Genomic DNA, 25973 nt, shown 5'->3' with positions numbered 1-25973 from the left:
CGGCCGTCGCCCAACACCACGAACCCATGCAAGGAGAAACCAGACATGACCACGACCGTCGTCCGTGACGTTCCCAAGCAGCTGTTCATCGGCGGCAGTTGGCAGGAAGCGGAGTCCGGCCGCACCCTGTCCGTCGACGACCCGGCAACCGGCGAGGAACTGTGCCAGGTCGCCGACGCCTCACCCGCCGACGGCCGCCGCGCCGCCGAGGCGGCCGTCGCCGCGCAGGCGGCGTGGGCCGCCACACCGCCCCGTGTCCGCAGCGAAATCCTGCGCCGCGCCTACGACCTCATCATCGCCCGCACCGAAGACCTCGCCCTGCTGATGACCCTGGAGATGGGCAAGCCCCTGGCCGAGGCGCGTGCCGAAGTCGCCTACGGCGCCGAGTTCTTCCGCTGGTTCTCCGAGGAAGCCGTCCGCGTCGACGGCGGCATGATGACCGCCCCCGACGGCAGGAACCGCATCCTGGTCACCCGCCAGCCCGTCGGCCCCTGTCTGCTGATCACCCCCTGGAACTTCCCCCTCGCCATGGGCACCCGCAAGATCGGCCCCGCCGTCGCGGCCGGCTGCACCATGGTCCTCAAACCCGCCCCCCAGACTCCGCTGACCACCCTGGCCCTGGCCGCCATCCTCGCCGAAGCCGGCCTGCCCGACGGCGTCCTGAACGTCGTCACCACCACCGACGCCGCCGGCGTCGTCGAACCCCTGCTGCGCGGCGGGCAGATCCGCAAACTCTCCTTCACCGGCTCCACCCAGGTCGGCCGCATCCTGCTCGCGCAGTGCGCCGACACCGTCATCCGCACCTCGATGGAACTGGGCGGCAACGCCCCCCTGATCGTCTTCGACGACGCCGACCTCGACGTGGCCGTCGAAGGCACCATGGTCGCCAAGATGCGCAACATGGGCGAGTCCTGCTGCGCCGCCAACCGCATCTTCGTCCACACCTCCGTCGCCGAGGAGTTCGCCTCCCGCCTCGCCGCCCGCATGGCCGCACTGAAGGTCGGCCCCGGCACCGAACCCGGCACCGACGTCGGCCCCCTCATCGACACCGCCGGCCAGAGCAAGGCCCACGACGTGGTCCAGGACGCCGTCAAACACGGCGCCACCCTCCTCACCGGCGGTGAACTCCCCGCCGGCCCCGGCTGCTTCTACCCGCCCACCGTCCTCACCGGCGTCACCACCGACGCCGCCATCATGGACACCGAGGTCTTCGGCCCCGTCGCCGCCATCCTCACCTTCGAGACCGAGGACGAGGCCGTCACCGCCGCCAACGCCACCGAATTCGGCCTGGCCGCCTACCTGTTCACCCAGAACCTCGACCGCGCCCTGCGCGTGGCCGAACGCCTGGAAAGCGGCATGATCGGCCTCAACACCGGACTCGTCTCCAACCCCGCCGCCCCCTTCGGCGGCGTCAAGCAGTCCGGCCTCGGCCGCGAAGGCGGACGCGTCGGCATCGGCGAATTCCTCGAGTACAAGTACCTCGCCATCCCCACCGGAGCCTGAGCCATGCCCGACCGACTCGTCGTCCTGTACCGCGGCAACCTGCCCCCCGCCACAGGGCTCATCGAGCGGCTCGCGGACACGGTGTACGCGACCGAGGAGGAGCTGCCCCTGCTCCTCCCCGGCGCGGACGTCCTGCTGGCCTGGGTCACGATCACCCCGGCCATCCGCGAGTCGTGGCCCGACAACCCGGAGAAGGCGCCCCGCTGGGTCCACGCGTCCTCCGCCGGCGTGGACTCCTTCCTCTTCCCCGCCCTCGTCGACGATCCGGGCGTCACCCTGACGAACGCGCGCGGCGTGTACGAGCAGCCGACCGCCGAATACGTCCTGGGCCTGATCCTCGCCCTCGCCAAGGACTTCCCCGGCACCTGGGAACACCAGCAGCGCCGCGAATGGCGTCCGCGTCCCAGTGACAGCATCACCGGACGCACCGCCCTGGTCTGGGGCACGGGCCCCATCGGCCGCGCCATCGCCCGGCTGCTGCGCGCCGTCGGCATGCGGGTGTGCGGAGCCGGGCGCTCGGCCCGCACCCACGACCCCGACTTCGGTACGGTGCACGGCCCCACCACTCTCGGCAGCGCACTGGCCGACGCGGACTACGTCGTACTCGCCGCCCCTCTCACCCAGCACACCCGGGGCATGGTCGACGCGTCCGCGCTGGCGGCGATGAAGCCCGGAGCCCGGCTGATCAACGTCGGCCGAGGTGCCCTCGTCGACGAGCAGGCGCTCGTCGACCACCTCGCCGACGGCCGACTCGCCGGGGCCGCCCTGGACGTCTTCGACCAGGAGCCGCTCCCCGCCGAATCGCCCCTGTGGGACATGCCCGGGGTGATGATCTCCCCGCACACGGCGGGTGAGACCACCGGTGAGCGGGAGGCACTCATCGAGGTGTTCCTCGACAACCTCACCCGCCACATCGAGGGCCGCCCCCTGCTCAACGTCGTCGACAAGCGACGAGGGTATGTGACGTGATCGCGGTCTCTCACCTGTCGGCGGCCCCGGCACACCGCGCGTACCGACGAGTTTCACACGAGGGCCACCCGACCCTTCCCTGACGTTCGGTGCTCTTGGAACACTCGCTGCGCGCACAATCCGTCAGGGTTCGGTCCGTTGCCGCCGACAGACGAGAGGTCCCTCAGCCATGCCCGAAGTCAACCGGCGCCGCTTCCTTCAACTGGCGGGCGCCACAGCGGCGTTCAGCGCGCTGTCCGCCAGTATCGAGCGTGCCGCAGCGCTCCCGGCCAACCACCGCACCGGATCGATCGAGGACGTCGAGCACATCGTCGTCCTGATGCAGGAGAACCGTTCCTTCGACCACTACTTCGGCACGCTGAGAGGCGTGCGCGGATTCGGCGACCCGCGGCCCGTGACGCTGCCGAGCGGCAAGCCGGTGTGGCACCAGGAGCAGGACGGCACGGAGGTGCTGCCCTTCCACCCGGACGCGGACGACCTCGGCATGCGGTTCCTGGAGGGCCTGCCGCACGGCTGGCCCGACGGACAGGCCGCGTACAACGGGGGCGCGTACGACAGGTGGCTGCCCGCCAAGGGCACCACGACCATGGCGTATCTGACCCGCGAGGACATCCCCTTCCACTACGCGCTCGCCGACGCCTTCACCGTCTGCGACGCCTACCACTGTTCGTTCATCGGCTCCACCGACCCGAACCGCTACTACCTGTGGACGGGGTACACCGGCAACGACGGCACGGGCGGCGGCCCGGTCCTCGGCAACGACGAGCTCGGCTACGGCTGGACGACCTACCCCGAGCGTCTGGAGAGGGCCGGCGTCTCCTGGAAGATCTACCAGGACGTCGGCGACGGCCTCGACGCCGAGGGCTCCTGGGGCTGGATCGAGGACGCCTACCGCGGCAACTACGGCGACAACTCGCTGCTGTACTTCAACAGCTACCGGAACGCCCGGCCGGGCGACCCGCTGTACGACAAGGCCCGCACGGGTACGGACGCCAAGGCGGGCGACGGCTACTTCGACCGGCTCAGAGCGGACGTGAAGGCCGGCCGGCTGCCGCAGATCTCCTGGATCGCCGCCCCCGAGGCGTTCTCCGAGCACTCCAACTGGCCCTCGAACTACGGCGCCTGGTACATCGCACAGGTCCTGGACGCCCTCACCTCCAACCCGGCGGTCTGGGCGAAGACGGCCCTGTTCGTCACCTACGACGAGAACGACGGCTTCTTCGACCACGTGGTGCCGCCGCTGCCGCCGGCGTCCGACGCGCGGGGCAGGTCGACGGCCGACGTCTCCCTCGACCTCTACCCGGGCGACGCCAAGCGCCCGGCCGGACCGTACGGTCTCGGCCCCCGAGTGCCGATGCTGGTCGTCTCACCGTGGAGCAAGGGCGGGTACGTCTGCTCCGAGACCTTCGACCACACCTCGATCCTGAGGTTCATGGAGCGCCGCTTCGGGGTGCGCGAGCCGAACATCTCGCCGTGGCGCCGGGCGGTCTGCGGTGACCTGACGTCAGCGTTCGACTTCTCCCGCAAGGACGCGCGGCCGGCCGACCTGCCGGACACCGACGCGTACGAGCCGCCGGACCGCGAGCGCCACCCCGACTACCGTCCGACGCCGCCGACGGACCCGCGCATGCCCCGGCAGGAACGCGGACTGCGACGCGCCCGGCCGTTGAAGTACGCGCCCTACGTGGACGGTTCGGTGGACGCGGAGGCCGGAACGCTCACGCTGACCTTCGCCTCCGGCGCCCGGGCCGGTGCCGCCTTCCACGTCACGTCCGGCAACCGCGCCGACGGCCCATGGATGTACACCACCGAGGCCGGCAAGAAGATCGCCGACATCTGGAACCCGGCGCACTCCGACGGCGCCTACGACCTGACCGTGCACGGCCCGAACGGCTTCGTGCGGGTCTTCAAGGGCCCGAACACGGCCACCGGACCCGAGGTCACCGCCCGGCACACCGGCGACGACGTCGAACTGACCTTCACCAACAAGGGTTCCGCGACGGCCCGCCTGGCACTGACGAACGGCTACGGCGGACCGGCCTCGACGGTCACGGTGCGGCCCGGCGCCACGCTGCGGCGCACCGTCCGCCTCACGTCGAGCCACCGTTGGTACGACCTGACCGTGACGTCCGCGTCCGACCCGGTCTTCCTGCGCCGGTTCGCGGGGCACGTGGAGAACGGGCGGCCCGGGGTGAGTGATCCGGCGATCATCACCGAGTAGGGCCGGTGCCGGTGGCGGCCGCTGCGGCGCACCGTCCGCCTCACGGCGAGCCGCCGCCGGTACGACCTGACCGTCACGCCGTCCGGGCCGTGCGGCCGGCGGCAGTGTGCGGTGCGGTCGGTCAGCATCGGGTGAAGGGCGTGACGTGCTCGGGCGGGGACGGCCGGGGGACCAGGGCCGGTTCGGTGGCCGCCGATCCCGGCTCCAGGCCCAGGACCGCGGCCACGGGGTGGTCGTCGTCCGGGTGCTGTGCATGGGTCGCTCGGCTCAGCAGCAGCACGCCCCAGGACGCCAGTCCCGCCCCGGCGAGGGCGAGGAGGACGCCCGCCGGGCCGCCCTGGAGGCGTTCGCCGAGCAGGGACAGGCCGATCACCGAGGCGGCCACCGGGTTGGCCAGGGTCACCACCGCGAGCGGGGCGCCGAGGCCGCCGAGGTAGGCCGTCTGGGCCAGCAGCAGCCCGCCGGTCGCGAAGGCCGCCACGAGCAGCGCGACGCCGATCACCTGGACGCTCAGCAGTGGCCCGGACCGCTCCGTGGCGGCGACCGTCACGGTCTGCGTGAGGGCCGAGGCGACGCCTGAGGCGACCCCCGACGCGGTCGCGTGCCGCAGCCCGGGCCGGGCACCCGGCCGGGACAGCACGCCGATCAGGGCCGTCGTGGCGCCCGCGACCGCCAGCGCCTCCGGCACGGTGAGTACGTCGTCCGGCGCGGGCCCGGAGGCCGTGACCAGGACGGCGGCGAGGCCCAGCAGCGTCAGGGCGGTGCCCCGCCACTCGACCGTGCTCACCCGCCGCCCCGCGATCCGCGCCCCCAGCGGCACGGCCGCGACCAGCGTCAGCGCCCCGAGCGGCTGCACCAGCGTGAGCGGGCCGTACGTCAGCGCCACGACGTGCAGCAGCGCGGCCGACGCGTTCAGCACCACCGACCACCACCACGCGCCGCTGCCCAGCAGCCGCAGCGCGCCCGTGCCGGGGCCGCGGGAGGCCAGCCGCTCCTGAGCGACGGCCGCGGCCGCGTACGCCACGGCGGACACCAGTGACAGGACGACGGCGACGAGCACCGCGTTCATCGGACCGCTCCCGCCGGCCTCATGTCCTCCGCCCGGGCCGGTACGAGCGGCTCCGGGCCCCGTCCCGCCGTGGTCGCCGCCCGGTGCGGCCGGTGGACCACCGCGAGCGCGAGGCCCACCAGGGCTGTCGCCACGACCGCGTCGAGCCAGTAGTGGTTCGCAGTGCCGACGACCACCAGCAGCGTCAGCAGCGGATGCAGCAGCCACAGCCACCGCCACCGCCATCGCGTCGCCACGATCAGGCCGATCGCCACCATCAGCGCCCACCCGAAGTGCAGCGACGGCATCGCCGCGAACTGGTTCGACAGCTCGTCGGTCGCGGGCGGTCCGTACACCGAGGGCCCGTACACCCGCGCCGTGTCCACCAGACCGGTCGCCGCCGGCATGCGCGGCGGGGCGAGCGGGAACGCCAGGTGCAGCACCAGCGCGGCGGCGGTCACCGCGGCCAGCGCCCCGCGCGCCCACACGTAGTGCGCCGGGCGCCGCAGCCAGAGCCAGACCAGGAAGGCCGCGGTGACGGGGAAGTGGACGGTGGCGTAGTAGGTGTTCGCCAGGCGGACCAGGGTGTCGCCGTGCAGCAGCAGGGACTGCACCGCGCCCTCGCCGGGCAGATGGACCGCTCGTTCCAGGTCCCACACGCGGTGCGCGTTGCGGAAGGCCTCGCCGGTGTGGCCCGTCGCCAGCTGCCGGCCCGCCTTGTAGACGACGAAGAGTCCTGCGACGAGCAGGAGTTCACGGACGAGCGGTGGCCGCGCCGGGGCGTCGGACCCCGCCGGTTCAGGCTCGGTGCGGGCATTCATCCCCGGCCCCTTCGGTGACGGTGGTGCGCGATCGAGACGAACACGTATCGAAACGTGAGTGTATCGATACGCCACTGTACCGATACGGTCTCGTACCGGTACAGTGGCGTATCGATAGACGTACGACACACTGGTGGCAGACCCTTGACCGCCCGACCCGAGCGAGGAGCGCAGCCCATGACGTCGCAGGCCGCGGACGGACCGGAGACGGTCGCCGCCTCGCGCCGCTCCAAGATCACGCGCGAGCGTGAGCAGGAGTTCTTCGACGCCGTGCTGGAGCAGGTCCGCGAGTGCGGCTACGACGCCGTCACCATGGAGGGGATCGCCGCCAGCACCCGCTGCAGCAAGTCCACGCTCTACCGGCAGTGGAAGACCAAGCCCCAGTTCGTGGCGGCGGCGCTGCGCTCCCACCGGCGGGTGCGCTTCGCCGGCATCGACACCGGCTCGCTCGCCGAGGACCTGCGCCAGGCCGCACGGGCCGCGGGCGAGCGGTCGGGCGAGGACACCAAGCTGCTCCAGGCCCTGGGGCACGCCCTCACCCAGGATCCGGAGCTCGCACGCGCGCTGCGCGAGGCGCTCGTCGCCCCGGAGATCGCCGCGCTGCGGGAGATCCTCGGTCGGGGCGTGGAACGCGGGGAGGTCCGCGCCGACCACCCGGCGCTGGAGTACATCCCGGCGCAGATGTTCGGCGTCCTCAGGGCGCGTCCCGTCCTGGACGGCGAGGACGCCGATCCCGACTACCTGGTCCGCTTCGTGGACGCCGCGGTACTGCCGGCCCTCGGCATCGCATGAGACTCAGGCCGCCGTCCTCGGGATGACGGGACGGCGGCCTGCCCGCGCCGCACCGTGGGGACGGGGGCGGCGCGCACCACCGGCCGGGTGGGGTTCCTCTTGAGCGGAGGGGCGCCCCACCCGGCCGACTCCTCTCCCGGGCCTGCGGCACCGGACCCGTCAGACGTCCTGTCCGTCGCCGCTGCCGGTCGACACCTTGATGCCCCGCGTGATCTCGTCGATGACGGACTGCGGCTGGTCGGTGTCGACACCGAAGCGGACGACCACCATCTGCCGGGGATTCTTGGGGGAGGGGAAGGCCAGCGACTGGACGTAGCCGTCGGCGCCCTTGCTGGTGACGGCCTTCCAGCGGACGAGATAGCCCTTCTGCCCGGCCACGGTCACCGCCTTGGACGCCAGCACGTCGTGGGAGGTGATCCTCCCGTAGCTCTTGCCGCCGTAGGACTCCTCGGCGTTGGCGGCGATGTCCGCCTTGGCGACCTCCTCGGGGGTGCCGCCCTTGCTGCCGAGCAGCAGCGCGGGAGCCGAGTACGCCCCGCCCTTGGTGCAGGTGGCGGAGGTGTCGCCCGGGCACTTGTAGGAGTCGTCGGACGTCACCTGCGCGCCCGCGGTGATCTCCTGCCCGTACCAGCCGCGCGGGACGGGCAGGCTGATCCCGTTGACCGCGTCGGTCACCGACCCGCTCTCGATCCTCGGCGGCTCGGACCCGTCCGGCGCGGGACCGCGCCCGTCGGACCCGCCCGAGCCGCCGGACCCGCCGGACTCCCCGGACCCGCCCGAGCCGCCGGACCCGCCCGAGTCGCCGAACTGACCGCCCCGCCCGTCCGGCTGCTGAGAGGCGGCGGCCGGGCCGCCCCCGCCGGCGTCGGTGAGCGCGTACACGCCGACACCGATGCTCGCCAGGACCACGGCGGCCAGCGCCACGGCCAGCCCCGTCCGCACCCCGCGCTTCCGACCGCCCGGGGCAGCGGCGGGATACGCCGGGTAGGCCGGGTACGCCGGGCCGGCCCCGGCGTCCGGCTGCTGGGCCGGGGGACCCCACGCGGCGGCCGACGCCGCCAGGCGTGTCCGGTCCGTCCACGCCCCGCCGTCCCACCAGCGTTCGGTGGCGGGCCCGTCACTTGTCTGCCCAGGGTCGGGGTACCACCCGGGAGGAGTCACCTGCGTCATGCCCCCACCGTATGAGGCGTCGGTGAAAGAGGGATGAGAGAGCCCGGTCGTCGTCGGCCACGAGCGGCGGCACGTCCCGGTCGAAACCGGACGACAACCCCGATACGGTGGCCCTTCCGGCCGCCATTGACGTGGGCGACGACTGGTCACGGGCCTGACGCGTCGCCTGCCGTACCCCGTGTCACCCGTCACGGCAACAGCTGCCCCGACCCCCCTCCGCCGGGACCGCCGGACCACTACGCTCGAGGTCCGTACGTCGTTCGGGCGACTTGGGGAGGTAGCGGGATGACGGAGGTACGGCCCACGGCCGCCGCCTCGGCTTCCCTGTGGGAGCGCGACGAGGAAGTCAGCGCCGTCGCACAGGCGGTCGACACATTGTGCGGCGACCGCGAGTCGTCCGGCGGCTTACTGGTCTTCCGCGGCGAGGCCGGCCTCGGCAAGACCGCCCTGCTGGCCGAGACACGCCGCATCGCCGAGGCCCGCGGCTGCACCGTGTGGGCGGCCCGCGGCGGCGAGACCCTGCGCTCCGTCCCCTTCAACGTCGTACGGCAGTTGCTGCAGCCCGCGCTCGTGTCGATGCACCCGGAGGAGGCCCGCGAGTACCTCGGCGACTGGTACGACATCGCCGGACCCGCCCTCGGTATCGCGGACCCCGGGGAGCGGCCCGCCGACCCGCAGGGCGTGTGCGACGGACTCGTCGCCGCCGTACGCCGCCTCGCGCGGCGCGAATGGCCGCTGGTGCTCATGATCGACGACGCGCACTGGGCCGACCAGGAGACCCTGCACTGGCTCGCCGCGTTCACCGAACGCCTCGACGACCTGCCCGTCCTGGTCGTGGTGGCCCGCCGGCCCTGCGACATCGGCGGCCCCGGCGCCCGTCACCTCGACGCGGTCGCCGCCGCCTCCGACCGTCCCGTCGCCACCCTGAGCGCCCTCACGCCCGACGCGACGGCCGGCCTCACCCGCGCCACCCTCGGCGAGCACGCCGACGCCGCGTTCTGCCGCGAGGTGTGGGCCGTCACCGCGGGCAACCCGTACGAGACCGTCGAACTCCTCGCCAAAGTGCGCGACAGCGAACTCGAACCGGTCGAGGCCCGGGCCGGGGACCTGCGCGAGCTGAACCGCTCCGCGCGCGGCGGCGGTCTCGTCGCCCGCCTGGAGCAACTCGGCATCGACGCCACCCGGTTCGCCTGGGCGGCGGCCATCCTCGGCACCGGCATCTCCATCGACCTGGTCGCCGAACTCGCCACCATGAAACGCGAGGAGGCCGTCCGCTGCGCCGAACTGCTGGGCAGCGCCCGCATCCTCACCCACCCCGGCCCCGAGACCGGCGGAGCCGGCGACGGCGACCTGGAGTTCGTCCACCCGCTGATCGCCACCGCCGTCTACAACTCCATCCCCGAGGCCCTGCGCACCGCCATGCACGGCATAGCCGCCCGTGTCGTCACCGACTCCGGCCGCGGCGCGGCCGCCGCCGCACGGCACCTGCTGGAGGTCCACCCGGACGCCGACGAGGAACTCGTCGGGCAACTGCGCGAGGCCGCCCGCGAGCACCTCGCCGTCGGCGCCCCCGACGCCGCCCGTCGCTGCCTGGAGCGCGCCCTGGAGGAACCGCCCACGCCCGAGGTCCACCCGTACGTCCTGTACGAACTGGGCTGTGCCACCCTCCTGACGGTTCCCGACAGGACGATCGACCACCTGCGGACCGCGCTCGGCATGCCCGGCCTCGCCGAGGACGACCGGGCGGACGCGGTCGTCCGCCTCTCCCAGGCGCTGGTCCACAACGACCAGCTGGAGGAGGCCCTCCGCACGATCGAGGCGGAGGCGGCGCGGCTGGAACCCGGGCCCGCCCGGAGGCGGCTGGAGGCCGTGCACATCATGTGGGAGGGCATCCACGCCGGCGAATCCGGCGCACCGGACCGCTCCCAGCGCCTGGCCGACCTCGCCCGCAACTGCACGGGCCGGGACAACTCCGAGCGGGTGCTGCTGATCCTGCGCGCCTTCGACGCCGTGACGCACGGCGAGAACGCCGAGGAGATCGTCGAGCTGTGCGACCGCACCCTCGTCAACGGCCGCCTCGCCCCCGGGCTCGGCTGGACCGACAACGAGTGGGGCATCGAACTGCTGCTGATGCTCGCCAGCTCCTACGCCTACTGCGACCGCCTGGACCGCGCCGAGAACCTCTACAACGACGCGGTGCGCGCCTACCAGATCGCCGGCTGGAGCGGCGGGCACCTGGCCCTCGCACGCGCCTACGTCGGCGTCGCCCAGCGCAGGCGCGGACGCCTCCGGGACGCGGAGACGTCCTTGCGCGAGGCGCTGCCCCTGGCCGAGCGCGTGGGCCGCGGACTGCCCCTGCACTGGACGGTGACCTGCAACCTCGTGGACACGCTCCTCGCCCGCGGCCATGTGGCGGAGGCCTGGGAGGTCGCCGAGCGGTACGGCTTCGCCCCGCCCTACCCGTCGACGATAGTGCTGCCGGACCCACGCTCCGTACGCGGTCGTCTCCTGCTGGCCGTCGGCCGCGTCAAGGACGGCGTCAACGAACTGGAGGCCGCCGAGAAGGCCGCGGCCGTCCGCGGCCACCACAACCCCGTCCTCGTGCCCTGGGCGGCCGACCTCGCCCGCGCCCTCGCCGCCGAGGACCCGGCCCGCGCCGCCCGGCTCGCCCTCGACGTCCGCCGGCAGGCCGAGCGGTTCGGCACGGACAGCGCCATCGGCGAGGCCCTGCGCTGCGCCGCCGCCCTGGAGAACGGCCAGCGCGCGGTCCGGCTCGCCGCCCAGGCGGTCGCCTACCTGGAGTCCTCGCCCTGCCAGTACGAACACGCCGCCGCGCGCGTCGAGTACGGCATCGTCTCCCGCTCGGTGTCCGAGCTCAACCGGGGCCTGGACCTGGCCCGTTCGTGCGGCGCGGACGGACTGGTGGCCAGGGCCCGGGCGGAACTGGCGACGGGAGTGGGCCTTCGGTAGCCCACCCGCTCACGCGGGGCCTGCTCACCCGGGGCCTGCTCACCCGGGCTCTGGTCATGGGGCCCCGGTCATGGGGGCCCCGGTCATGCGGGCCCTGGTCACACGACTCCCGGTCACGCGGCCGCGTGGTCACACCGACAGCAGCTGCTCGGTCACCGCGGCCAGCCGCCGTTGCACCTCCGGGTGGTACGCCGCCTCGTGGGCCCGGGCCGGGCGCGTGCCGTCGAAGTACCGGCCCGTGCCCATGTCCCGCGTGGCCAGCGCCAGGACGGCCGCCGCGCCGTCGGCGACCGTGTTCAAGGGCGTGATGCCCGCCTCGCGGACCATCGCGGTGTCCATGTAGGTCGCGGGGTGGAGCACGTTCACCGAGACACCGGTGCCCGCCAGTTCCCCGGCGAGGGCGAAGGTGTGGGCGGCGAGCGCGAACTTGCTGCGGCAGTACGCCGACACGCCGCTGTAGCCGCGGGCGAGTTCGGGGTCGTCGAAGTCGAGGGGCTCCTGTCCGGCCGAGCCGACGTTGACGACGCGCGCGGGCGCGTTCGCCCGCAGCACCGGCAGCAGGGCGCGGGTCAGCACGACGGGCGCCAGGTAGTTGACCGCCAGCCGCAGCTCGTGGCCGTCCGCGCCCAGCTCGCGCCGCGCACCGGACGGACCGGCGCCCACCCCCGCGTTGTTGATCAGGACGTCGAGGTCGGGGTGCGCGTCGGCGACGTGCGCGCCCAACTCGCGCACCTGCACCGACGAGGCCAGGTCGGCGACGAACCCCTCGGCGTCGCCCTCGGCGCGCAACTCCTCCACGAGCCGCCGCGTGCGGTCCGCGTCGCGGCCGTGGGCGAGGACCACGTGTCCGGAACGGACCAGCTCGAAGGCGACGTACCGGCCGAGGCCCGAGGTGGCGCCGGTGATCAGGAAGGTGGACATGTCACCACGGTAGGCACGCGGCGCGGGCCCGCGCGAGGTGCCGCTGAGGCTACGGCCGGCAGGATCACCCTCCCCGGCCGTCCTCCTCGGCGAGCACCCGCTGTGCCGTCGCGAACGCCGAGTTCGCCGCCGGCACCCCGCAGTACACGGCCGTCTGGAGCAGCACCGCGCCGATCTCCTCGGGCGTGAGCCCGTTGCGCCGGGCGGCCCGTACGTGCAGGGCCAGCTCGTCGAGATGGCCGTGCGCGACCAGCGCCGTCAGCGTGATCATGCTGCGTTCGCGGCGGCTGAGCGTCGGGTCGGTCCAGATCTCGCCCCAGGCGTAGCGCGAGATGAAGTCCTGGAAGCGTGCGGTGAAGGGGGTCTGGCGGGCCTGGGCCCGGTCCACGTGCGCGTCGCCCAGCACCTCGCGCCGCACGGCCATGCCGCGCCCGGCGGGACCGGCCGATGCGCCGAAGTGGGCCCGCAGCGCGCTCAGCACGGCCCCGGGGCACTGGGCGGGCGCCAGATGCGAGGCGCCCGGGATCTCCACGAGGGCGGCGCCGGGCACCGCGTCGGCGATCTCCCGCAGGTGCGCGGGCGGCGTCGCCGGGTCCTCGCGGCCGGCGACCAGCAGAGTCGGCACGGCGATGTCCGCGAGCCGGTCCCGCAGGTCGAAGGCGGCCAGCGCGTCACAGCAGGCGGCGTACGCCTCCGGGTCGGCGTCCCGGTGGTCCCGGACGAGCCGCGGCACGGTGAACCCGGGCGTGAACCAGCGGGCGTCCGCGCTCTCGGCGAGCGAGGCCAGGCCCTCGCGCCGCACCAGCGCGGCGCGCTCCCGCCACGGCCCCGCCCCGTTGAAGTGCGCGGACGAACAGAGCACGGCGAGGGACGACACCCGCTGCGGGTGGTGCACGGCCAGATGCAGCCCCGCCGCCCCGCCCAGCGACACCCCCGCGTACCCGAACCGCTCGATGCCGAGGGCGTCGGCGAGCTCCAGCACGAGAGCGGCGAGGTCGCCGACGGTCGCGCCCGCACGGAGCAGACCGGGCGCGGAACCGCCGTGCCCCGGCAGATTCCAGCGGACCACCCGGTGCGTGATCGACAGCTCGGGCGCCACCTCGTCCCACAGGGCGTGGGAAGTGCCCAGCGACGGGCCGAGCAGCAGCGGGGGAGCGGAAGCGGGCCCTTCGGCGCGGTGGTCGAGCAGCTCACGGGTCAAGGTCGCTCCAGAGCACGGTCGGTGAGGGCTCCGGCGGAGCCGGTGTAGCGGGCCGGATCGGTGTCGAGGCCGACGTCCTTCAACTCGGGCTCTTCGGAGAGCAGTTCACCCAGTGGGCGGCCCTCGGCGCACGTCCGCCGGGCCAGGTCCGTGAGCAGGGCCTTGGCGCGGGCCCGCCCGAGCACGGGCGTCAGCTCGGCCGACAACCGTTCCGACACGATCAGCCCGCGCGTGGCGTGGAGATGCTCGCGCATGGCGTCCGGCCGCACCCGGAGCCGCTCGGCGAGTTCGGCGGCGTCCCGGGCGGCTCCGCCGGTGAGCCGCAGCAGGTCCCGCAGCGGTTCCCACTCGGCGTGCCAGGCCCCGGCGGGCCGCTCGTCCTCCGCCGCCAGCGCGCCGTACAGCGTGGCCGCGAGCTGCGGTGCCCGCCGCGCCGCCGCGGCGATCAGCGTCGCGCGCACCGGGTTCGCCTTGTGCGGCATGGCCGAGGAACCGCCGCCGCTGCCCTCCGCCACCTCGGCGATCTCGGTGCGGGACAGCACCAGCACGTCCGCCGCGAGCTTGCCCAGCGCCCCCGCCGTGAAGGCCAGGCACCCGGCGAGATCGGCGATCGGCGTACGCAGGGTGTGCCAGGGCAGCGGCGGGGCCTGAAGGCCGAGTTCCCGGGCGTAGGCCGCGGGCAGCGCGGTCGCCTCCCGCGCGCCGTACGCCGTGAAGGCGGCCAACGTCCCGGCTGCGCCCCCGAGTTGGGCGGGCAGGGAGTCCCGTACGGCCGTCATCCGGTCCCGCGCGTCGAGGACCAGCGACCGCCAGCCGGCCGCCTTCAGCCCGAACGTCGTCGGGACGGCGTGCTGGGTGAGGGTGCGGCCCGGCATCGCGGTGTCGCGGTGCTCGGCGGCCAGCCGGGCCAGCGCCCGCTCCGTCCGCGCGAGGTCGGCGAGGACCGGGTCCACGGTGCGGACGGCGACCAGCATCGTCGCCGTGTCCATGATGTCCTGGCTCGTCGCGCCCCGGTGGACGTACGGGCCGTACTCCGCGCCGACGGCCTCGGTGAGGTCCGCGATCAACGGGATGACCGGGTTTCCGCCGCCCCGGGCGCGCTCCGCGAGGGAGCGCACGTCGAAACGGCCCGGGTCCGAGGCCGCCTCGGTGACCGCGGTCGCCGCCTCGGCGGGGGCGAGCCCCAGCGCGGCCTGGGCGCGGGTCAGCGCGGCCTCCGCGTCGAGCAGCGCCCGCAGCCAGGCGCCGTCACCGGTCGTGGACGCGGCGGGGGAGCCCGCCCAGCCCGGGGCGAGCAGGCTCTCGGCGTCGGCTGATGTCACTGGTACTCCAGGAAGACCGTCTCGCCTTCGCCCTGAAGGCGGATGTCGAAACGGTACGTGGCGTCGCCCTCGTCCTGGGCGATCAGCGTGGCGCGGCGCTCCCCGGGAACCCGGGACAGCAGGGGGTCGGCGGCCAGCGCGGCCCGGTCCCCCGGCAGGTAGATCCGGGTGAACAGGTGCACCAGCAGGCCGCGCGCGAAGACGCACACACTGATGTACGGGGCGCTGCGCCCGCGCGGGCCGGGCCGCAGCGTCCGCGCGTACCAGTGGCCGTTCGCGTCGGTCTGGATCCGTCCGAAGCCGGTGAACTCCACGCCGTTGCGCCCGAGGAAACCGCCGGAAGCCGGGTCCCGCCGCATCGAGCCGTCGGCCGTGGGCACGTTTCCCTGCGGGTCCGGGCCCCACAGCTCGACCAGGGCGTCCGGCAGCGGCCTGCCCGCGCCGTCGTACACGTACCCGTGCACGGTGACCGTGTCCGGATGCCCGAGCGGGGCGATGTCCTCGCCGCCGCGGAACGGCAGCGCGTACCCGTAGAACGGGCCGACGGTGTGCGAGGGGGTGGGTGGCACGCTCTCCGGCCTGCTCGTGTCGATCTTCGTCATGGCGGGTCAGCGTCCTTCTTCCGTCCAGGTGGCGTTCGGGCCGTCGAGCACGATGTCCCAGTGGTAGCCGAGCGAGAACTCGGGCACCGACAGGCTGTGGTCGTACGTCGCGACCAGCCGCTGCCGGGCGGCGTCGTCCGTGACGGACTGCAGGATCGGGTCGTACGGGAACAGCGGGTCGTTCGGGAAGTACATCTGCGTCACCAGCCGCTGGGTGAACGCCGTGCCGAAGACCGAGAAGTGGATGTGCGCCGGGCGCCAGGCGTTGACGTGGTTGCGCCACGGGTAGGGGCCCGGCTGGATCGTGGTGAACCGGTAGAAGCCGTCGTCGTCCGTGAGCGTGCGGCCGACGCCGGTGAAGTTCGGGTCGAGCGGGGCGTCATGCTGCTCGCGCTGGTGGGCGTAGCGGCCGGCCGAGTTGGCCTGCCAGATCTCCACGAGCTGGCCGCGCACCGGACGGCCGTCGCGGTCCAGCAGCCGGCCGGAGACCGTGATCCGCTCACCGATCGGCTCGCCGTGGTGCTGCCGTGTGAGGTCGTTGTCGGTCTCGGTGACGTCCCGTTCCCCGAAGGCGGGGGACGACAGCTCCACCAGCTCCGGGTCCTGGGTGACGTCGATGGTGATCGGCGGCTGCTTCGGGTGACGCAGCACCGAGGAGCGGTACGGGGCGTAGTCGCGGCGCGGGTGGTGCTCGACGGGCGCGCCGTCGGCGACGCGCTTGTCGTACGCGGCGCGCTCGGCCGCGATCTCCTGGTCGATGTCGTGCTGGGTGAGCGTCATGGGGGTCCTAGCGTTCTCCGGCGGACGGGGCTTTTCCCAGGGCCTGTCTGCGGGCCCTAGCGTTCGAGGACGAGGGCGAGGCCCTGGCCGACGCCGATGCACAGGGTGGCGACGCCGATGCCGCCGCCCTTCATCGCACGGCCTCCGGGACGGTCAGTTCCGCATCGGTGCGGGCGGCGATCTCGTCGGCGCTCACCCCGGGCGCGCACTCCACCAGCACCAGCCCGTCGTCCGTGACGTCGAGGACGCCGAGGTCGGTGATGATCCGGTTCACGCACGCCCGGCCCGTCAGCGGCAGCGCGCACTGCCGGAGGATCTTGGGGGAGCCGTCCTTGGCGGTGTGCGTCATCACCACGATGACCGTACGGGCGCCGTGCACCAGGTCCATCGCGCCGCCGATGCCGGTGACCAGCTTCCCGGGGACCGCCCAGTTGGCCAGGTCGCCCCGCTCGGAAACCTGCATGGCCCCGAGCACCGCGACGTCGATGTGCCCGCCCCGGATCATCGAGAACGACAGCGCCGAGTCGAAGAAGGACGCCCCCGGCAGGACGGTGACGGTCTCCTTGCCCGCGTTGATCAGGTCGGGGTCGACCCGGTCTTCGGTGGGGTAGGGGCCGGTGCCCAGGATGCCGTTCTCCGACTCCAGGACGACCTCCACTCCCGGTGGGAGGTAGTTGGGGATGAGCGTCGGCAGACCGATGCCGAGGTTGACGTACTGGCCGTCCCGCAGCTCCCGCGCCGCCCGTGCGGCCATCTCCTCGCGTGTCCAGGCCATCAGCTGCTCACCGTCCGCTGCTCGATCCTCTTGTCCGCCGCCTGCTCCGGGGTGAGGGCGACGACCCGCTGCACGAAGATGCCGGGCAGGTGCACCGCGTCCGGGTCGATCCCGCCGGGCTCGACGAGCTCCTCCACCTCGGCGACCGTCACCCGGCCGGCCATCGCCGCGAGAGGGTTGAAGTTGCGGGCGGACTTGTTGAACACCAGGTTCCCGTGCCGGTCGCCCCTGGCTGCCCGGACCAGCGCGAAGTCGGTGCGGATGCCACGCTCCAGCACGTACTCCACCCCGTCGAACTCGCGGACCTCCTTGGGAGGCGAGGCCAGCGCGACCCCGCCCTGCCCGTCGTAGCGCCACGGCAGTCCCCCCTCGGCGACCTGGGTGCCCATCCCGGCGGGGGTGTAGAAGGCGGGGATACCGGCCCCGCCCGCGCGCAGCCGCTCGGCCAGCGTGCCCTGCGGGATCAGCTCGACCTCCAGCTCACCGGCCAGGTACTGCCGCGCGAACTCCTTGTTCGCCCCGATGTACGAGCCGGTCACCCGCGCGATCCGCCCGGACGCCAGCAGCACCGCCAGCCCGGACTCCATCGCCCCGCAGTTGTTGGAGACCACCGACAGGCCGCCCACCCCGCGCTCGTACAGCGCCCGGATCAGCACGTTCGGCACACCGGACAATCCGAAACCGCCGACCGCCAGCGATGCGCCGTCCGGCACGTCGGCCACCGCCTCAAGGGCCGAGGCGACCACCTTGTCCATCCGAGAAGCCCCCTCTCTTCCAAGCGTCCCGACCAGAGGTAATCAGGGCACTGAGCATTTCCGCGAGATTGGCCCTCACGCTGCCACCGGAAGGCAGGAGCGTCAAGACCTCGCGTGACGCGCCTGGGTATGGGGCGGGCAGGCCGCAGACAGGGTGGCTGCGGACGGGTATCGTTCAGTGCACCGACGAAAAACGACCGTGGGAGCGCACATGGCCGCGGTGGACCTCACCACCCATCCCGGGCACCTGGCCCGGCGGCTCCAGCAGGCGCACTACCTGCTGTGGAACACGATGGTCTCCGAGGAGATCACCTCGCCGCAGTTCGCGGTCCTCAACACGCTCGTCGACGAGCCGGACCGCCTGGACCAGCGCACCGTCGGGGAACGCGTGGGGCTGGACCGGTCGACCATCGCCGAGGTGATCAGCCGGCTCAGCCGCCGCGGGCTGCTCGACAAGGTCCGCGACCCCCAGGACGGCCGCCGGTTCCTGCTGCGCCTCACCGAGGAGGGAGTGCGCACCCACCGCAAGCTGACCGTGCGCACCGCGCGGATGAACCAGATCTTCCTCGCCCCGCTGACCGCCGAGGAGCAGACCGTCTTCTTCGACCTCATCCGCCGCGTCGCGGACGCGGCCGAGGGGCTGCGCAACCCGGCCGAGTCCCTGGCGGCCCCGCGCTGATCAGGGCGCCTTCGCGTACACCACCCACACCTGCCCCCGGGCGAAGTTCACCGGTGTGCCGTCGTCGGTGGTGAACGCGGTGCCGTCCTGCGCCCTCTCCCGCTCCCAGGTCACGTCGTGGGCCCGCCCGTCGCGCAGCACCGTCGCCCTCCCCGAGCCCACGGTCTCGGTGTACGGCGTGTTGTTGCCCAGGAAGTCCCGGAACTCGGACGCGCGCACGGTCACGTACTGCACGACGACCGTCGCGGGTGCCAGCCGATTCCCGTCCGTCACCGCGGGCCTGCCGTCCATGGTGACCAGCCAGCGGTCGCGGGCGTCCGACCAGGTGAACGTGAAACGGGCCGCCGGGTAGCGCACCGTGCGGGAGGTCTCGGCCGTTCCGCCGGCAGGGGCGGCGCCGTAGCGGAAGCCGGTGGTCAGCGCCTTGGCGCCCGGTGCGGAGGGCAGCAGCCGGTCGGGCCGCAGGTAGAGGTTGTGCGGGGAGGGCTTGTCGGTGCCGCGGAAGTAGGCGCCGGAGGCGTCGGCGGGGGACTTGGCCTCCAGCGGCGCCTTGTCGATCAGCGGCAGGAGCCTGCTCTGAGCCCCGGAGAAGGCGAGGACCGGCCGGTCGAACTGGCGCAGCAGCTCCAGGTCGGACTCGCGCGCGCTGCGGACCGGCCCGACGGTCTGCGGCAGCCTGGTCGCGTACACCGCCATCAGCCGGCTCAGCCCGCCCTCGACCTGCTCCACGTACACCACGTCCGCGGCGTCCAGGCCCGTGTGGGGGCGGGCGGCGCGCGCGTTGTCGAGCTTTACGGCGAGCACCGCGGGGTGCTCGCCTCTCTCGCTCGGCACCGGTTCGCGCGGCGATCCCTGGGGGGAGTGCCGTGGCTCCTTCGTCGGCCCCCGGCCGTCGTCGCCCGCGCCCGTACAGCCCGCCACCAGGGAGGCCGTCACCGTCGCGGCCAGCAGCGCCGCCGTCCTTGCGGCGCGCCGCGTGCGCGCCCGTCGTCCCATGCCCATCGTCGCCACCGCGTCTCAGATCATGGTGTGTCTTGATTGTGCACTTATGGGGTTATTGATGGCCATAGCCGATCGGATTCTGCCGCCCGTGACGATCGCCCCTGGGGTCGGCCTGGGGTCGGCTCCTGCGGCGCGGTTCACCGCGATGGCGCCCGGGGTACCCGGACACCGCCGTACGACCGAGGCGCACGTGTCACGGAGGGAGCGCGAGGCGATGAGGGCTGTGACCTGGCAGGGCAAGCGGGACGTGCGGGTGGAGAACGTGCCCGATCCGCAGATCCAGGAGCCGACGGACGCGGTCATCCGCGTGACCTCGAGCGGACTGTGCGGCTCCGACCTGCACCTGTACGAGGTGCTCACCCCGTTCATGACGCCGGGGGACATCCTCGGTCACGAGCCCATGGGCATCGTCGAGGAGGTCGGCGCCGGGGTGCCGGACCTCCAGGTCGGCGACCGGGTCGTGGTGCCGTTCCAGATCGCCTGCGGCAACTGCTGGATGTGCCTGACCGGGCTGCAGACCCAGTGCGAGACGACGCAGGTCCACGGCGAGGGCATGGGCGCCGCCCTGTTCGGCTACACCCGCCTGTACGGATCGGTGCCGGGCGCCCAGGCCGAGTACCTGCGTGTCCCGCAGGCGCAGTACGGCCCGATCAAGGTTCCCGAGGGCCCGCCCGACGACCGCTTCGTCTACCTCTCCGACGTCCTGCCCACCGCCTGGCAGGCGGTCTCCTACGCCGGCGTCCCCCAGGGCGGCAGCATCGCCGTGCTCGGCCTCGGACCCATCGGCGACATGGCCTGCCGGATCGCCCAGGTGCGGGGCGCCGGGCGCGTGTTCGGCGTCGATCTGGTGCCGGAGCGGCTGCGGCGGGCCGGCGAGCGGGGCGTGGAGACGTACGACCTCAGGTCCTTCGACAACGAAAAGGAGCTCGTCTCCGCGATCCGCGACGAGACCGACGGACGCGGCCCGGACGCCGTGATCGACGCGGTGGGCACCGAGGCCCACGGCAGCGCGGCGGCCAAGCTCGCCCAGCAGGCATCCGCGATGCTGCCCCGCAAGCTGAGCGGCCCGCTCGCCGAACGCTTCAGCGTCGACCGGCTCGCCGCCCTGTACACCGCCATCGACCTGGTCCGGCGCGGCGGCACGATATCCCTGTCCGGGGTGTACGGCGGGATGGCCGACCCGCTGCCGATGCTCACCCTGTTCGACAAGCAGATCCAGATCCGGATGGGCCAGGCCAACGTGCGCCGCTGGACCGACGACATCCTGCCGTACCTGACCGACGAGGACCCGCTGGGCGTCGAGGACTTCGCGACCCACCGGGTGCCGCTGACCGAGGCGCCGCACGCGTACGCGATGTTCCAGCGCAAGCAGGACGGCGCGGTCAAGGTGCTGATGCAGCCGTAGGCCACGGACGTGCGCCACAGGCCCCGGTGACAGCGCGTAGGTCACGCCGGCGGAGCGAAGATCTCCGCGAGGTCGTAGCGGACCGGCTCCTCCAGCTGCTCGTACGTGCAGCTCTCGGGGGTCCGGTCGGGGCGCCAGCGGCGGAACTGGGCCGTGTGGCGGAAACGCTGCCCGTTCTCCATGTGGTCGTAGGCCACCTCGGCCACCCGCTCCGGTCTGAGCGGCACCCAGGACAGGTCCTTCCGCCCCGACCAGCGGCTGGGCGCACCGGGCAGCCGAGCCGTCTCGTGCGCGGCCTCGTCCGACCAGGCCGCCCAGGGATGTCCATGGACGTCGTCCATGCGCAGCGGCTCCAACTCCTCCACGAGGTCCGCCCGCCGCCGCATGGAGAACGCGGCGCACACGCCCACGTGCTGGAGGGCGCCCCGGTCGTCGTACAGGCCGAGCAGCAAGGACCCCACCACGGGGCCGCTCTTGTGGAAGCGGTAGCCGGCGACGACGACGTCCGCCGTCCGCTCGTGCTTGACCTTGTACATCACGCGCTCGTCCGGCAGATAACGCAGGTTCAGCGGCTTGGCGACGACACCGTCCAGGCCGGCCCCCTCGTACCGCTCGAACCACTGCCGCGCCACCTCGATGTCCGTCGTCGACGGCGCCAGGTGCACGGGCGCCGTCACGCCGGACAGCGCCAGGGTGAGGAGGTGGCGCCGCTCGGCCAGCGGGACGTCCATCAGCGACTCGTCCGCCAGTGCCAGCAGATCGAAGGCCACGAACGAGGCCGGGGTCTTCTGCGCCAGCATCCGCACCCGCGAGTCCGCCGGATGGATCCGCTCGGTGAGGGCGTCGAAGTCCAGCCGCCCCTCCCGCGCGATCACGATCTCCCCGTCCATCACGCAGCGCTCCGGCAACCGCTCCCGCACGGCCGTCACCAGCTCCGGGAAGTACCGGGTCAGCGGCTTGCCCGTACGGCTGCCGAGCTCGACCTCCCAACCGTCGCGGAACACGATCGCGCGGAAGCCGTCCCACTTCGCCTCGTAGTGCATGTCCGGCGGGATCGTCGCCACCGACTTGGCGAGCATCGGCTTCACGGGCGGCATCACCGGCAGATCCATGCTCCGACTCTACGAGCGGTCCCCGGTGTCCGCCTGTCGCGAGCCCGGCCCCCGACCCACGCGGTGCCGCACAGCTCCGGCATCCGCCGTTCGGGCCCCCGGCCCGCGCGGATCAGTGCTCCCACACGTCCGGGCCGCCACCCCGCCACTCGATCAGCTCCGACTGCCGCACCCAGTCGTCGTCCACGTCGTCCAGGCCCGCGAGCCGCAGGAACTCGACGATGTCCAGCAGCCCGTACGCCATCCCCACGAACCGGCCGTCGACCCGGACGCGCCGGCCGCCGTCCTCGGCGGGCGGATAGATCACGATGGGCTGCGCGTGGGCCATGGCACCAGAGTGCGGTCTGCGCCCACCGCACGCACGCGGGACCTCCCGCGACGCCCGCCGTCCGGTGACGGTCACCCACACGGCCGCCGCGACGGGCCGTCCGGCCCGCGCCGTGCTCGAATGGCAACGTCCTCCGTTCCTGGAAGGAAGGAGCCGACCATGCATGAGATGTGGTGCGGTCCGGATGCCTCGGGACAGCCCGTCTGGCATCTGCTGACCGCTGACAGGACCGGCACGCTGTGCGGGGTGGGGAAGCAGGAGGACTCCCGCCGGCGGGAACCGACGGACAAGCACTGCTTCCCCTGTATGGCGACCCTTCAGGCCGTCATGCAACCCACGGGCGCGGCGGCCGGAGAGGAGTCCTAGGCCACCCGCCCCCCTGGGCGTACCGCCCGATGTGCGACCTTTGTGCGGTACGCCTACCGTGGCTCGCATGGGTGACGCGGTGGAACTCGACGTGGGCGGCCGGACCGTACGGCTGTCCAGTCCGGACAAGGTCTTCTTCCCGGAGCGCGGTTTCACCAAGCTGGACCTCGCCCGGTACTACATCGCCGTCGGCCCCGGCATCCTGCGCGCGCTGCGCGACCGGCCCACCACCCTGGAGCGCTACCCCGAGGGCGTGACCGGCGAGTGGTTCTTCCAGAAGCGGGCGCCCAAGAACATGCCCGACTGGATCCCGACCGCGCACATCACCTTCCCCAGCGGCCGCAGCGCCGACGAGATGTGCCCCACCGAGGTCGGCGCGGTGGTGTGGGCCGCCCAGTTCGGCACCCTCACCTTCCACCCGTGGCCGGTGCGCCGCCACGACGTCGACCGCCCCGACGAACTGCGCATCGACCTCGACCCGCAGCCCGGCACGGACTACGAGGACGCCGTCCGCGCCGCCCACGAACTGCGCGCCGTCCTCGACGAGTTCGGCGGCCTGCGCGGCTGGCCCAAGACCTCCGGCGGCCGGGGCCTGCACGTCTTCGTGCCGATCGAGCCGCGCTGGACCTTCACCCAGGTGCGGCGCGCCGCCATCGCCGTCGGACGCGAGATGGAGCGACGGATGCCGGAGCACGTGACCATCAAGTGGTGGAAGGAGGAACGCGGCAAGCGCATTTTCGTCGACTACAACCAGACGGCCCGGGACCGCACCATCGCCTCCGCGTACTCCGTACGGCCCCGCTCGCACGCCCCCGTCTCCGCTCCCCTGCGCTGGGAGGAGGTCGGCGTCGCGCATCCCCGGGACTTCGACCTGGCGACCATGCCCGCGCGCTTCGCCGAACTCGGCGACGTGCACGCGGACATGGACGACCGGCGCTACTCGCTCGAGGCCCTGCTCGACCTCGCGCGCCGCGACGAACACGACCACGGGCTCGGCGATCTGCCGTACCCGCCCGAGTATCCGAAGATGCCGGGGGAACCCAAGCGGGTGCAGCCGAGCCGGGCCCGCAAGGAGCGGCCTCCTACAGCTCCCTGATCCGGATGTCCCGGTACGAGATCACATCCGTCGTGCCGTGCACCTGGAGCCCAATGTAACCGGAGGCGAACCTGCGCCCGTCCGTGCCCGGGTCGTCCGAGCGGGGCGGGGAGAAGTCCAGACCGCCGATGTTGTCGAACTCGTTGATCAACACGCCGTTGCGGTATACCGAGTAGTGCTGGTCGACCACACGGATCTCGTAGTCGTTCCAGGTGCCCTTCGGCGTCACCCCCGCGCCGGCCAGGCCCACGCGGTCGAAGCCGTAGACCGAGCCCGTCTTGTACATGTCGCCGTCGGGCCGGTCGAGCACCTGCACCTCGTGCCCGTACTTGATGGCGACCCACTCCGGCCGCGGCTCCTCCGGGTGGTCGTGGACCCACGGGAAGCGGACGAACACACCGGAGTTGGCGTTGCCCGTGCCCGGCGCGTCGTCACGCCACTGCAGGCGCAGCGAGAAGTCGCCGTACTTGCGCTGCGGGAACCACAGCATGCCCAGGCCGGGCTTCGTGGTGCCGGAGGTGACCGACCCGTCGGCGTTCAGGGCGAACGAACCCCCGCCCACCTGCTGCCACTGCGCGAAGGACTCCGCGCTGCCGTCGAAGATCTTGCGGTAGCCCTCGGTCCGGCCGGGCTTGCCGATCCCGGACTGACGGGCGGCCTTCTGGATCGCGTTGTACTCGCGCTGGTCGACGACCCCTTCCTTCAGCAGCCTGTCGAGGACGGTCTTCACGTGCTTGAGGAACAGCGCGTGGGACGTCCACTCCTTCTCGTCCTCGATCAGTTCGTTGATCCGGCACCGGTCGTCGGTCAGCCGGTTGGGCACGCCCGAGTCGACCGTGCCGACGATCACCGTCAGCCGCTCGTCGTACTCGGGGCAGTTCGGCGCCGGGACCTGGCCCGCGACCACCGTGAAGGTCACCGTGCGGGCCGCGGAGGTGTTGCCCGCCTTGTCGCTCGCCCGGTACGCCAGGGTGTGCGTCCCAGCGCGGTCGACCACCACGGGCGAGGTGTACGACAGGTAGGGCCCGCCGTCGAGCGAGTACTCGATGCCCGCCACGCCCGAGCCGCCCTCGTCGGTCGCGCTGACGGTGACCTTGGCGTTCCCGACGTACGCCCCGTCGGAGTTCCTGGTGCCCTCGACGGTCACCCCCGTCACCGGGGGCGTGGTGTCCTGCGGGGGCGCCGCGACGACCGTGAACCGCACGTCCTTCTCGGCCGAGACGTTCCCCGCCTTGTCGGTGGCGCGGTAGCGCACGGTGTGTGTGCCGGCCTCGTGCACCATCACGGGCGCGGTGTACGGCTGCCAGGCACCGGAGCCGACCGCGTACTCGATCGTGTTGACACCGGACCCGGTGTCGGAGGCGGAGACGGTGACCGTCGCCATGTCGATGTACGCCCCGTCGGCGTCGCGTTCACCGCTGACCGTCGCCGAGGTCTCCGGCGCGGTGGTGTCGTCCGACGGCGGGGCGACGACGGTGAACTCCACGCTCTTCTCGGCGGAGACGTTGCCCGCCTTGTCGAAGGCGCGGTAGCGGACCTTGTGACCGCCGACCCGGTCGACGACGACCGCGGTGGTGTACGGCTGCCAGGCCCCCGTGTCGCCGATCGCGTACTCGACGCGGTCGAGACCGGAGCCGCCCTCGTCGGTGGCGTGGATCGTCACGCTCGCCGAACCGACGTACTGCCCCTGGGTGTTCTGTGTGCCGCTCACGTGCGCGGAGGCCGCGGGCGGCGTCGTGTCCTGGCCGCCGCCCTCGGACACCACGAGGATGCCCTGCATCTGCCCGTGGCCGGGGATGGTGCAGTGGTAGAAGTACCGGCCGGGGGTGAGCGTGACCTCGGCGGTGTGCCGGCCGCCCTGGTCGTCACTGGGGTTGGCCAGGATGTTGAGCGAGACGTCGTCGTTGAACTCGGGGTCGCTCGTGACGAACGTCAGCGTGTGCGGCATGCCCGTGGTGTTGCCGGTCGCCACGCTGTTCTCGAACACGATCGTGGCCGGACCGGCGACCGCCGTCGCCGGTGCCGACGTGTACTTGGTGATGTCGTCGCCGGCGGTCCAGGTGAGGACCTGGGCGGCCGCGGCGGCCGGTTGCCGGTCCTGTCCGGCGGCCACGGTCGGCGGCAGGCCGAACATC

At 73.0% G+C, this 25973-nt stretch carries 23 protein-coding genes; 9 read left to right on the top strand and 14 right to left on the bottom strand.

The window, feature by feature from the left end; genetic code table 11:
* The first annotated feature begins 45 nt into the window (after positions 1–45).
* The 3 genes from ACFPZJ_RS17945 (at position 46) to ACFPZJ_RS17935 (ending at position 4693) form a co-directional block, all read left to right on the top strand.
* A complete protein-coding gene (locus ACFPZJ_RS17945) occupies positions 46–1503 on the top strand; it encodes an NAD-dependent succinate-semialdehyde dehydrogenase (RefSeq protein WP_381022312.1) in 1458 nt (485 codons plus the stop codon).
* A gap of 3 nt (positions 1504–1506) precedes the next feature.
* Positions 1507–2472, top strand: a complete 966-nt coding sequence (locus tag ACFPZJ_RS17940) for a D-2-hydroxyacid dehydrogenase (protein ID WP_381022309.1) — start codon at positions 1507–1509, stop codon at positions 2470–2472.
* Positions 2473–2641: 169 nt separating this feature from the next.
* The gene (locus ACFPZJ_RS17935; protein WP_381022306.1) at positions 2642–4693 is read left to right on the top strand and encodes a phosphocholine-specific phospholipase C; all 2052 of its coding nucleotides are present in this window, start codon (positions 2642–2644) and stop codon (positions 4691–4693) included.
* Between the two features lie 121 nt (positions 4694–4814).
* On the opposite strand, the gene ACFPZJ_RS17930 is transcribed toward ACFPZJ_RS17935, so the two are convergent.
* Entirely contained in the window at positions 4815–5762 is a 948-nt protein-coding gene (locus ACFPZJ_RS17930) for a DMT family protein (protein ID WP_381022303.1), read from the bottom strand.
* Complete coding sequence (locus ACFPZJ_RS17925) at positions 5759–6562, bottom strand: phosphatase PAP2 family protein (protein WP_381022300.1); 804 nt, start codon at positions 6560–6562, stop codon at positions 5759–5761. Before ACFPZJ_RS17925 ends, ACFPZJ_RS17930 begins: the two co-directional genes overlap by 4 nt.
* Before the next feature lie 177 nt (positions 6563–6739).
* Between ACFPZJ_RS17925 and ACFPZJ_RS17920 the strand changes: the two genes are divergently transcribed.
* Complete coding sequence (locus ACFPZJ_RS17920) at positions 6740–7354, top strand: TetR/AcrR family transcriptional regulator (RefSeq protein WP_381022297.1); 615 nt, start codon at positions 6740–6742, stop codon at positions 7352–7354.
* A 159-nt stretch (positions 7355–7513) separates the two neighbouring features.
* On the opposite strand, the gene ACFPZJ_RS17915 is transcribed toward ACFPZJ_RS17920, so the two are convergent.
* Entirely contained in the window at positions 7514–8524 is a 1011-nt protein-coding gene (locus ACFPZJ_RS17915; protein WP_381022294.1) for a DUF2510 domain-containing protein, read from the bottom strand.
* 285 nt (positions 8525–8809) lie between these two features.
* Between ACFPZJ_RS17915 and ACFPZJ_RS17910 the strand changes: the two genes are divergently transcribed.
* The gene (locus ACFPZJ_RS17910) at positions 8810–11494 is read left to right on the top strand and encodes an ATP-binding protein (protein ID WP_381022291.1); all 2685 of its coding nucleotides are present in this window, start codon (positions 8810–8812) and stop codon (positions 11492–11494) included.
* Between the two features lie 129 nt (positions 11495–11623).
* On the opposite strand, the gene ACFPZJ_RS17905 is transcribed toward ACFPZJ_RS17910, so the two are convergent.
* The 7 genes from ACFPZJ_RS17905 to ACFPZJ_RS17875 all read right to left on the bottom strand — a co-directional run bounded on the left by ACFPZJ_RS17905 (position 11624) and on the right by ACFPZJ_RS17875 (position 17850).
* Complete coding sequence (locus tag ACFPZJ_RS17905) at positions 11624–12415, bottom strand: SDR family NAD(P)-dependent oxidoreductase (protein WP_381022288.1); 792 nt, start codon at positions 12413–12415, stop codon at positions 11624–11626.
* 64 nt (positions 12416–12479) lie between these two features.
* Complete coding sequence (pcaDC, locus tag ACFPZJ_RS17900; RefSeq protein WP_381022285.1) at positions 12480–13616, bottom strand: bifunctional 3-oxoadipate enol-lactonase/4-carboxymuconolactone decarboxylase PcaDC; 1137 nt, start codon at positions 13614–13616, stop codon at positions 12480–12482.
* The gene (gene pcaB, locus ACFPZJ_RS17895; RefSeq protein ID WP_381022282.1) at positions 13613–14938 is read right to left on the bottom strand and encodes a 3-carboxy-cis,cis-muconate cycloisomerase; all 1326 of its coding nucleotides are present in this window, start codon (positions 14936–14938) and stop codon (positions 13613–13615) included. The genes pcaDC and pcaB overlap by 4 nt, the downstream gene beginning before the upstream one ends.
* Positions 14935–15540 (bottom strand): protocatechuate 3,4-dioxygenase subunit alpha, encoded by a 606-nt coding sequence (pcaG, locus tag ACFPZJ_RS17890; RefSeq protein WP_381022279.1) that lies wholly within the window; start codon positions 15538–15540, stop codon positions 14935–14937. The genes pcaB and pcaG overlap by 4 nt, the downstream gene beginning before the upstream one ends.
* Before the next feature lie 6 nt (positions 15541–15546).
* Positions 15547–16320 carry a protocatechuate 3,4-dioxygenase subunit beta gene (pcaH, locus tag ACFPZJ_RS17885; protein WP_381022276.1) on the bottom strand — a complete coding sequence of 258 codons (774 nt, stop codon included), beginning with the start codon at positions 16318–16320 and terminating at the stop codon, positions 15547–15549.
* A gap of 130 nt (positions 16321–16450) precedes the next feature.
* Positions 16451–17095 carry a CoA transferase subunit B gene (locus ACFPZJ_RS17880; RefSeq protein ID WP_381022273.1) on the bottom strand — a complete coding sequence of 215 codons (645 nt, stop codon included), beginning with the start codon at positions 17093–17095 and terminating at the stop codon, positions 16451–16453.
* Positions 17095–17850 carry a CoA transferase subunit A gene (locus ACFPZJ_RS17875; protein WP_381022270.1) on the bottom strand — a complete coding sequence of 252 codons (756 nt, stop codon included), beginning with the start codon at positions 17848–17850 and terminating at the stop codon, positions 17095–17097. The genes ACFPZJ_RS17880 and ACFPZJ_RS17875 overlap by 1 nt, the downstream gene beginning before the upstream one ends.
* Positions 17851–18061: 211 nt before the next feature.
* Here ACFPZJ_RS17875 and ACFPZJ_RS17870 point away from each other — a divergent pair, with 211 nt between their 5' ends.
* The gene (locus ACFPZJ_RS17870) at positions 18062–18529 is read left to right on the top strand and encodes a MarR family winged helix-turn-helix transcriptional regulator (protein WP_381022268.1); all 468 of its coding nucleotides are present in this window, start codon (positions 18062–18064) and stop codon (positions 18527–18529) included.
* Here the strand turns inward: ACFPZJ_RS17870 and ACFPZJ_RS17865 are convergent, their stop codons facing one another.
* Entirely contained in the window at positions 18530–19525 is a 996-nt protein-coding gene (locus tag ACFPZJ_RS17865; RefSeq protein WP_381023414.1) for a DUF3048 domain-containing protein, read from the bottom strand.
* Positions 19526–19745: 220 nt separating this feature from the next.
* Between ACFPZJ_RS17865 and ACFPZJ_RS17860 the strand changes: the two genes are divergently transcribed.
* Entirely contained in the window at positions 19746–20936 is a 1191-nt protein-coding gene (locus ACFPZJ_RS17860) for a zinc-dependent alcohol dehydrogenase (protein ID WP_381022266.1), read from the top strand.
* A 41-nt stretch (positions 20937–20977) separates the two neighbouring features.
* On the opposite strand, the gene ACFPZJ_RS17855 is transcribed toward ACFPZJ_RS17860, so the two are convergent.
* Both ACFPZJ_RS17855 and ACFPZJ_RS17850 read right to left on the bottom strand, forming a co-directional pair.
* Positions 20978–22048: an ATP-dependent DNA ligase gene (locus ACFPZJ_RS17855; protein ID WP_381022264.1), complete on the bottom strand. Its 1071-nt coding sequence runs from the start codon at positions 22046–22048 to the stop codon at positions 20978–20980.
* A gap of 112 nt (positions 22049–22160) precedes the next feature.
* A complete protein-coding gene (locus tag ACFPZJ_RS17850) occupies positions 22161–22376 on the bottom strand; it encodes a hypothetical protein (protein ID WP_381022263.1) in 216 nt (71 codons plus the stop codon).
* A gap of 159 nt (positions 22377–22535) precedes the next feature.
* Between ACFPZJ_RS17850 and ACFPZJ_RS17845 the strand changes: the two genes are divergently transcribed.
* Both ACFPZJ_RS17845 and ligD read left to right on the top strand, forming a co-directional pair.
* On the top strand, positions 22536–22742 hold the full coding sequence (locus tag ACFPZJ_RS17845; RefSeq protein ID WP_381022261.1) for a hypothetical protein: 207 nt from the start codon (positions 22536–22538) through the stop codon (positions 22740–22742).
* 67 nt (positions 22743–22809) lie between these two features.
* On the top strand, positions 22810–23838 hold the full coding sequence (ligD, locus tag ACFPZJ_RS17840; RefSeq protein ID WP_381022259.1) for a non-homologous end-joining DNA ligase: 1029 nt from the start codon (positions 22810–22812) through the stop codon (positions 23836–23838).
* On the opposite strand, the gene ACFPZJ_RS17835 is transcribed toward ligD, so the two are convergent.
* Positions 23825–25972 carry an OmpL47-type beta-barrel domain-containing protein gene (locus ACFPZJ_RS17835; protein ID WP_381023412.1) on the bottom strand — a complete coding sequence of 716 codons (2148 nt, stop codon included), beginning with the start codon at positions 25970–25972 and terminating at the stop codon, positions 23825–23827. The two genes, ligD and ACFPZJ_RS17835, sit on opposite strands and share 14 nt — an antisense overlap.
* Position 25973 lies beyond the last annotated feature (1 nt).

This window comes from Streptomyces bullii (assembly GCF_042657145.1).
In the GTDB taxonomy this organism is placed as follows: domain Bacteria; phylum Actinomycetota; class Actinomycetes; order Streptomycetales; family Streptomycetaceae; genus Streptomyces; species Streptomyces bullii.
This window is presented reverse-complemented; position numbering and strand designations above follow the sequence as displayed.